This is a genomic window from Pseudomonas sp. EGD-AK9 (assembly GCF_000465935.2).
In the GTDB taxonomy this organism is placed as follows: domain Bacteria; phylum Pseudomonadota; class Gammaproteobacteria; order Pseudomonadales; family Pseudomonadaceae; genus Aquipseudomonas.
The window spans coordinates 1-6,098 of sequence record NZ_AVOF01000203.1 but is presented as its reverse complement, the minus strand read 5'-3'; the positions used below and the strand labels follow the sequence as shown (position 1 = coordinate 6,098).

Genomic DNA, 6,098 nt, shown 5'->3' with positions numbered 1-6,098 from the left:
TTCCTCGCCGCCCGTCGCGCCCGCCAGCAGCAGCAAGTCGCCGCGGCCGGCGCACCCTACCAGCGCGAAATGCCGGCCAGCGCCGCGCCGACCTCGATCTTCGGCGGCAACGCCGCTGCCGCGGCCCGTCCGGTGATCAACGCCCCGGCCTGGTTCAACGAGCAGAGCTTCATCGCCGCCGGTCGCGAGCACTTCATGAACCTGCAGCAGCACTGGGACGCCGACGAGATGGACAAGATCGCCGAGTTCGTCACCCCGCAGCTGCTGGACTTCCTCAAGCGCGAACGTGCCGAACTGGGCGAGGGCTTCCAGTCCACCTACATCGACGAGCTGGCCGTGCAGCTGGACGGCGTCGACGACAATGCCGAGAAGACCACCGCCACCCTGACCTTCAGCGGCGTGGCCAAGACCTCGCGTTTCGACCAGGGCGAGCCGTTCAGCGAAAGCTGGCGCCTGGAACGCGCCCAGGGCGACAACCAGCCCTGGCTGATCGCCGGCATCCGCCAGAACTGATCGCGCCGCGCAACACAGAAACCCGGGCTTGTCCCGGGTTTCTTTTGCCCGTCGACTTTCGGCTAGAGTGATAGCGCCTACCTCGAGGAGCACGCGCGGATGATCGGATACACCACAGTCGGTACCCACGACCTGAACAAGGCCAAGGCCTTCTACGGCGAGCTGCTCGCCGGCCTCGGCGCCAAGCCGCTGGTAGATATCGGCCGGCTGACCCTGTTCGGCACCAGCATGAAGCAGCCGATGTTCGGCGTCTGCCTGCCCTACGACCAGCAGCAGGCCTGCGTCGGCAACGGCTGCATGACCGCCCTGGTGGCGGGCTCGCGGGCCAAGGTCGACGAACTGCACGCCAAGGCGCTGAGCCTCGGCGGCAGCGACGAAGGCGCACCGGGCGAACGCATGCCCGGCTTCTATATAGGCTACTTCCGCGATCCGGACGGCAACAAGCTGGCCTTCTTCCACGCCGGCTGAAGCCGTCGCGCACCGATACCGCCCCAGCAGGCTGTTGGGGTATAAAGCCCGCCGCATTGATCAGGAGGTTGCCCCCGTGGAAGAAGTCATCGAACAGCTGCGCGAACTCAACGAACCGGTGCCGGTGCCGCTGGAGTTGCCGGACGAGGAAACCCTGGTGGAGATCCAGGAGCAGATCCTCATCCACCTGCCCTTCGAGCTGCGCGAGTTCCTGCTCAAGGTCAGCGACGTGGTCTACGGCCGCCTGGAGCCGGTCACCGCCAGCGACCCGCAATCGCACACCTACCTGCCGGAAGTGGCCGCCGAGGCCTGGAGCCTGGGCCTGCCGCGCGACCTGGTGCCGCTGTGCCAGAGCGGCCGCGACTACTACGCGGTGGACGTGGAAGGCCAGGTCTGGCTGTGGGACGGCGACGAGGGCGAGCTGACCGACGAGAGCTGGGACTCGGTGTGGCACTGGTGCCGCGACGTCTGGCTGGAAAGCTGAGGGCCGGGCAGCGGCGCTGGGTCAGGCCGCCGCGAAAGTGCCGCCCGCCGCACTGACCATGCTGGCGGCTAACCCAGCCTGCAGGACTGCCCCCGACGCCGTTGGGGAGCAGCGCCTCACCCCTCGCCCTGCTCCAGCGCCAGCAGGTTGAGCAAAAAGCGCGCGAAGTACAGCAGATCCTGCTCCATCGCCTGACGCGCGGCCTTGGCGTCGCCGGCCTCGATGGCGGCGAAGGCGTCCTCGTGGAAGTCGTTGAGCCGCAGCGACAGGTCGGCGCCGGTGAACAGGCGGTTGAAGAAGGGGCCGATCTGCAGCCACAGCGACTCGATCGAGCGCAGCAGCACCGGGTTGCCGCAGGCGGCGTACAGGTGCAGATGGAACTGGCTGTTGGCGCGGAGGTAGTCCTGCACCTGGCGCTGCTCGATGGCCGCATCCATGCGTGCCACGCAGTCGCGCAGCAGGGCCAGATCGGCCGCCTGCAGGCGCGGCGTGGCCAGTTCCACCGCCAGCCCTTCCAGGCCCAGGCGCACCTGGAAGATGTTCTCGTAGCGCTCGCGGGTCATCGCCGGCACCCGCACCGAACGCTGCGGCTCGCCCTCCAGCGCGCCCTCGGCCACCAGCCGCTGCAACGCCGCGCGCACCGGCATCGGGCTGGTGCCCCACTGCGCCGCCAGGTCACGGATCTTCAGCCGTTCGCCGGGCTGGAAACGCCCGGCCAGCAGGCCCTCGCGAATCTTCTGGTACAGCTGCTCCTGCAGGTTATCGGCCATCGAGCGCCTCCAGCGGCGGCGCCGGCAGTTGGGCAAGGGTCAGGCTACAGTCACGCATGGCGGCCTCCGTGAAAAATGTGCACGAGTGTACTCCAGACGCCGCTTTGTGCCTAAGCGACGAACTGGCGCACCTTATTTGTGATCACCAAAAAACCGTGTATCGGCGAAATATAGCGGATTCATCGACATCATTTACTAATATGTGATCACAAAATATCATACCGCCAGATTCTTACCGAGGTATGCCCAGATGACCGCCAGCGCTATCAGCCCCGCCGCCGTGGAACGCTTCGCCGCCGCCGAGCGCGCCTTGTTCCTGGCCCGCAACCCCAAGTCCGTCGCCCTGGCCGAGCGCGCGCAGCATTCGCTGTACGGCGGTGTGCCGATGCACTGGATGGCCGACTGGTCGACCCCGGTGCCGCTGTTCGTCGAGCGGGCCAAGGGCGCGCGCTTCTACGACGTCGACGGCCACGAGTACATCGACTTCTGCCTGGGCGACACCGGCAGCATGTTCGGCCACTCGCCGGACCCGATCGCCAAGGCCATCGCCGAACAGGGCAACAACGGCCTGACCACCATGCTGCCGGGCGAGGACGCGGTGGTCTGCGGCGAGCTGCTGGCGGCGCGCTTCGGCCTGCCGTTCTGGCAGGTGACCGCCACGGCAACGGACTCTAATCGCTATGTGCTGCGCTGGGCCCGCGCCATTACCCAGCGCAAGACCCTGCTGGTGTTCGACGGCTGCTACCACGGCACGGTGGACGACGTGATGGTGCGCCACAGAGACGGCCAGACCGTGGCCCGCTCCGGGCTGGTCGGCCAGGCCTACGACCTGACCCAGTACAGCCGCTCGATCCCGTTCAACGATGTCGCCGCCCTGGAGGCCGCGCTGGCCCAGGGCGACGTCTGCGCCCTGCTCTGCGAGCCGGCCATGACCAACATCGGCATGGTCCTGCCCGAGCCGGGCTTCATGCAGCAGTGCCGGGAGCTTACGCGCAAGTACGGCGCGCTGCTGATCATCGACGAAACCCACACCATCTCCACCGATATCGGCGGCTGCACCAAGCTGTGGAACCTCGAGCCGGACTTCTTCGTGGTCGGCAAACCTATCGCCGGCGGCGTGCCCTGCGGCATCTTCGGCTGCAGCGCGGCGATGGCCGAGGCCATGACCGCCGCGCGCCAGCGCGCCAGCGCAGGCAGCCATGGCCACGGCCACAGCGGCATGGGCACCACGCTGTCGGCCAACGCCCTGGCCATGCACTGCATGCGCGCCAACCTGGAACAGGTGATGACCCCGGCCGCCTACGCCCATATGTTGCCCCTGGCCGCCAGACTGGCGACGGGCTTTCGCCGCCTGATCGGCCAGCACGCGCTGAACTGGTCGGTGACCGAGCTGGGCGCGCGCTGCGAATTCCAGTTCTGCGCCACCGCGCCGCGCACCGGCGCCGAGGCCGAGGCGGCGTTCCACGACGAGCTGCAGATGGCCCTGCACCTGTACCTGATCAACCGCGGCATCCTGATCACCCCCTTCCACAATATGACCCTGTGCTGCCCCTCGACCACAGAGCAGGATGTGGACCAGCTGATAGGCATGCTCGACCAGGCCCTCACCGAGCTGCTGGCCATTCCCGGCGCCCGCGAATAAAACCGTAGGGTGGATGACGCTCTTTTCATCCACCAACAGGCCACCGATACCCGGTGGATGGATAAAGCGCCATCCACCCTACGCCCCGGTGCACAACGTGCCCATCAGGTGAGAGACCACCATGCAATTCGCCAACCCCCAGGAAGCCCGCGACTTCCTCGACGCCCATCCCGAGGTACGCAGCATCGAGCTGATGCTGATCGACGCCAACGGCATCCCGCGCGGCAAGCTGCTGCACCGCGACGAGCTGCTGGCCATCTACGAGCACGGCCGGCCGCTGCCCAGCTCGATCCTGTCGCTGACCATCCAGGGCGAGGACGTGGAAGAAAGCGGCCTGGTCTGGGAGGTGGCCGATGCCGACTGCTGGACCTACCCCATCCCCGGCTCGCTGTGCCTGCAACCCTGGCGCGTGGTGCCCACCGGCCAGCTGCAGGTGAGCATGCACCCGACTCAAGGCATGCCGGCCACCCCGGGCGATCCACGGCACGTGCTGGTGCGCGCCATCGAGGCGCTCAAGGCCGACGGCTATCACCCGGTGATGGCGGTGGAGCTGGAGTTCTACCTGCTGGACAAGACCCGCGACGCCTGCGGCCGGCCGCAACCGGCGCTGCAGATGAACGGTGTGCGCCCGCAGGCGCCGCAGGTCTACGGCGTGTACGAGCTGGAGCAGCTGCAGCCGTTCCTCGACGACCTCTACGCCGCCTGCGAGGCGCAGGGCCTGCCGGTGCGCACGGCGATCTCCGAATACGCCCCCGGCCAGCTCGAGCTGACCCTGGAGCACCGCTTCGACGCGCTGCAGGCGGTGGACGAAGGCGTGCGCTACAAGCGCCTGGTCAGGGGCGTAGCCAACAAGCACGGGCTGCAGGCCTGCTTCATGGCCAAGCCGTTCGGCGACCAGGCCGGCAGCGGCCTGCATATGCACGTGTCGCTGGCCGACGCGGACGGCAACAATCTCATGGCCAGCGAAGACCCGCAGGGCACGCCGCTGTTGAAATATGCGATTGGCGGGATGATGGCCACGCTCGACGACGCCCTGGCGATCTTCTGCCCCAACGCCAACTCCTTCCGCCGCTTCCAGGCCAACAGCTATGCGCCGCTGGCCAAGAGCTGGGGGGTGAACAACCGCACCGTGTCGTTCCGCGTGCCGGGCGGGCCGGCCAAGAGTCGCCACGTCGAGCACCGCATCTGCGGCGCCGACGCCAACCCCTACCTGGCCGCGGCGGCGATCCTCGCCGGCATCCACAAGGGCATCCGCGAGCGGATCGACCCGGGCCAGGCCATCATCGGCAACGGCTACCAGCAGGCGCGCGAGACCCTGCCCACCGACTGGCTCACCGCGCTGCGCGCGCTGGAGAACTCCGCCTGGGCCAAACAGGCGCTGGGCGAGGAGTTCCTCAAGGTGTTCCTGGCGATCAAATGGGCCGAGTACCGCCAGTTCATGGGCGAGGTGGGCGAACAGGACTGGCGCTGGTACCTGAGCCACGCCTGAACGGCGCCCCCTGGGCTAAGCTTGCTACGGCGAGGGGCGGGGAGAAACGCATGAAACGCTGGCTGTTGCTGGCTCTGGCACTGCTGGCCAATCTGGGCCAGGGCGAGACGCTGCGCGTCGGTATCGAGCTGCACGACTACTTCCCCTACTACCGCGCCGTCGCCGGCAGCCCGCCCGAAGGCTACTGCCTCGACCTGCTGCAGGCCTTCGCCGAGCACGAGGGCCTGACCCTGGAACTGCTGCCGCAGCCGATCAACCGCCTGTACCGCAACCTGCTCGACGAGCAGAGCCTCGATCTGCTGTTCCCCGACAACCCGGCCTGGGCGCGCCAGGCCAAGACCGGTCGGCGCCTGCACTACAGCGATGCCGCCGCGCAGATCGTCGACGGCACCCTGGTGCTCGCCGAGCGGCGCGGCCAGGGCCTGGCCCGGGTGCGCCAGCTCGGCACGGTGCGCGGCTTCACCGCCGAGGCCTGGCAGCCGCTACTGGCCAAGGGCGGGGTGAACCTGGTGGAGACCCAGGACATCCAGAGCCTGATCCGCATGGTCGCCCGCGGCCGGCTCGATGCGCTCTACGCCAACCCCCAGGTGGTGCGCTACCAGCTCGGCGAGATGGGCCTGGCCAGCGACTACCTGCAGCTGGACCAGCAACTGCCGCTGACCTACACCAGCTTCCACCTGAGCAGCTACCGCCACCCGGAACTGATCCGCCGCTTCGACCGCTTCCTCGTCG

At 68.0% G+C, this 6,098-nt stretch carries 7 protein-coding genes; 6 read left to right on the top strand and 1 reads right to left on the bottom strand.

Features of this window, described 5'->3' with window-relative positions; all coding sequences use genetic code 11:
* The 3 genes from N878_RS10870 to N878_RS10860 form a co-directional block, all read left to right on the top strand.
* The coding region (locus tag N878_RS10870; RefSeq protein ID WP_021443682.1) for a Tim44 domain-containing protein at positions 1-513 on the top strand (513 nt) is incomplete at its 5' end.
* A 99-nt stretch (positions 514-612) separates the two neighbouring features.
* Positions 613-981 carry a VOC family protein gene (locus N878_RS10865; protein WP_021443681.1) on the top strand — a complete coding sequence of 123 codons (369 nt, stop codon included), beginning with the start codon at positions 613-615 and terminating at the stop codon, positions 979-981.
* A gap of 76 nt (positions 982-1,057) precedes the next feature.
* Positions 1,058-1,465 (top strand): SMI1/KNR4 family protein, encoded by a 408-nt coding sequence (locus tag N878_RS10860; protein ID WP_021443680.1) that lies wholly within the window; start codon positions 1,058-1,060, stop codon positions 1,463-1,465.
* Positions 1,466-1,581: 116 nt separating this feature from the next.
* Here N878_RS10860 and N878_RS10855 read toward each other — a convergent pair whose 3' ends face one another.
* Positions 1,582-2,235, bottom strand: coding sequence for a GntR family transcriptional regulator (locus N878_RS10855; protein WP_021443679.1), 654 nt, complete (start codon positions 2,233-2,235; stop codon positions 1,582-1,584).
* Positions 2,236-2,485: 250 nt separating this feature from the next.
* Here N878_RS10855 and N878_RS10850 point away from each other — a divergent pair, with 250 nt between their 5' ends.
* The 3 genes from N878_RS10850 to N878_RS10840 all read left to right on the top strand — a co-directional run.
* On the top strand, positions 2,486-3,877 hold the full coding sequence (locus tag N878_RS10850) for an aspartate aminotransferase family protein (protein WP_021443678.1): 1,392 nt from the start codon (positions 2,486-2,488) through the stop codon (positions 3,875-3,877).
* 121 nt (positions 3,878-3,998) lie between these two features.
* Entirely contained in the window at positions 3,999-5,366 is a 1,368-nt protein-coding gene (locus N878_RS10845; RefSeq protein WP_021443677.1) for a glutamine synthetase family protein, read from the top strand.
* Positions 5,367-5,416: 50 nt separating this feature from the next.
* Positions 5,417-6,098, top strand: a 682-nt coding sequence (locus N878_RS10840) for an ABC transporter substrate-binding protein (RefSeq protein ID WP_021443676.1), incomplete at its 3' end; no start/stop codon positions are given.

Excerpts from the sequence above, each read along its gene's own strand:
- N878_RS10865 (WP_021443681.1), top strand. The coding sequence starts at position 613 with ATGATCGGATACACCACAGTCGGTACCCACGACCTGAACAAGGCCAAG.
- N878_RS10855 (WP_021443679.1), bottom strand. The coding sequence starts at position 2,235 with ATGGCCGATAACCTGCAGGAGCAGCTGTACCAGAAGATTCGCGAGGGC.
- N878_RS10850 (WP_021443678.1), top strand. The coding sequence starts at position 2,486 with ATGACCGCCAGCGCTATCAGCCCCGCCGCCGTGGAACGCTTCGCCGCC.
- N878_RS10845 (WP_021443677.1), top strand. The coding sequence starts at position 3,999 with ATGCAATTCGCCAACCCCCAGGAAGCCCGCGACTTCCTCGACGCCCAT.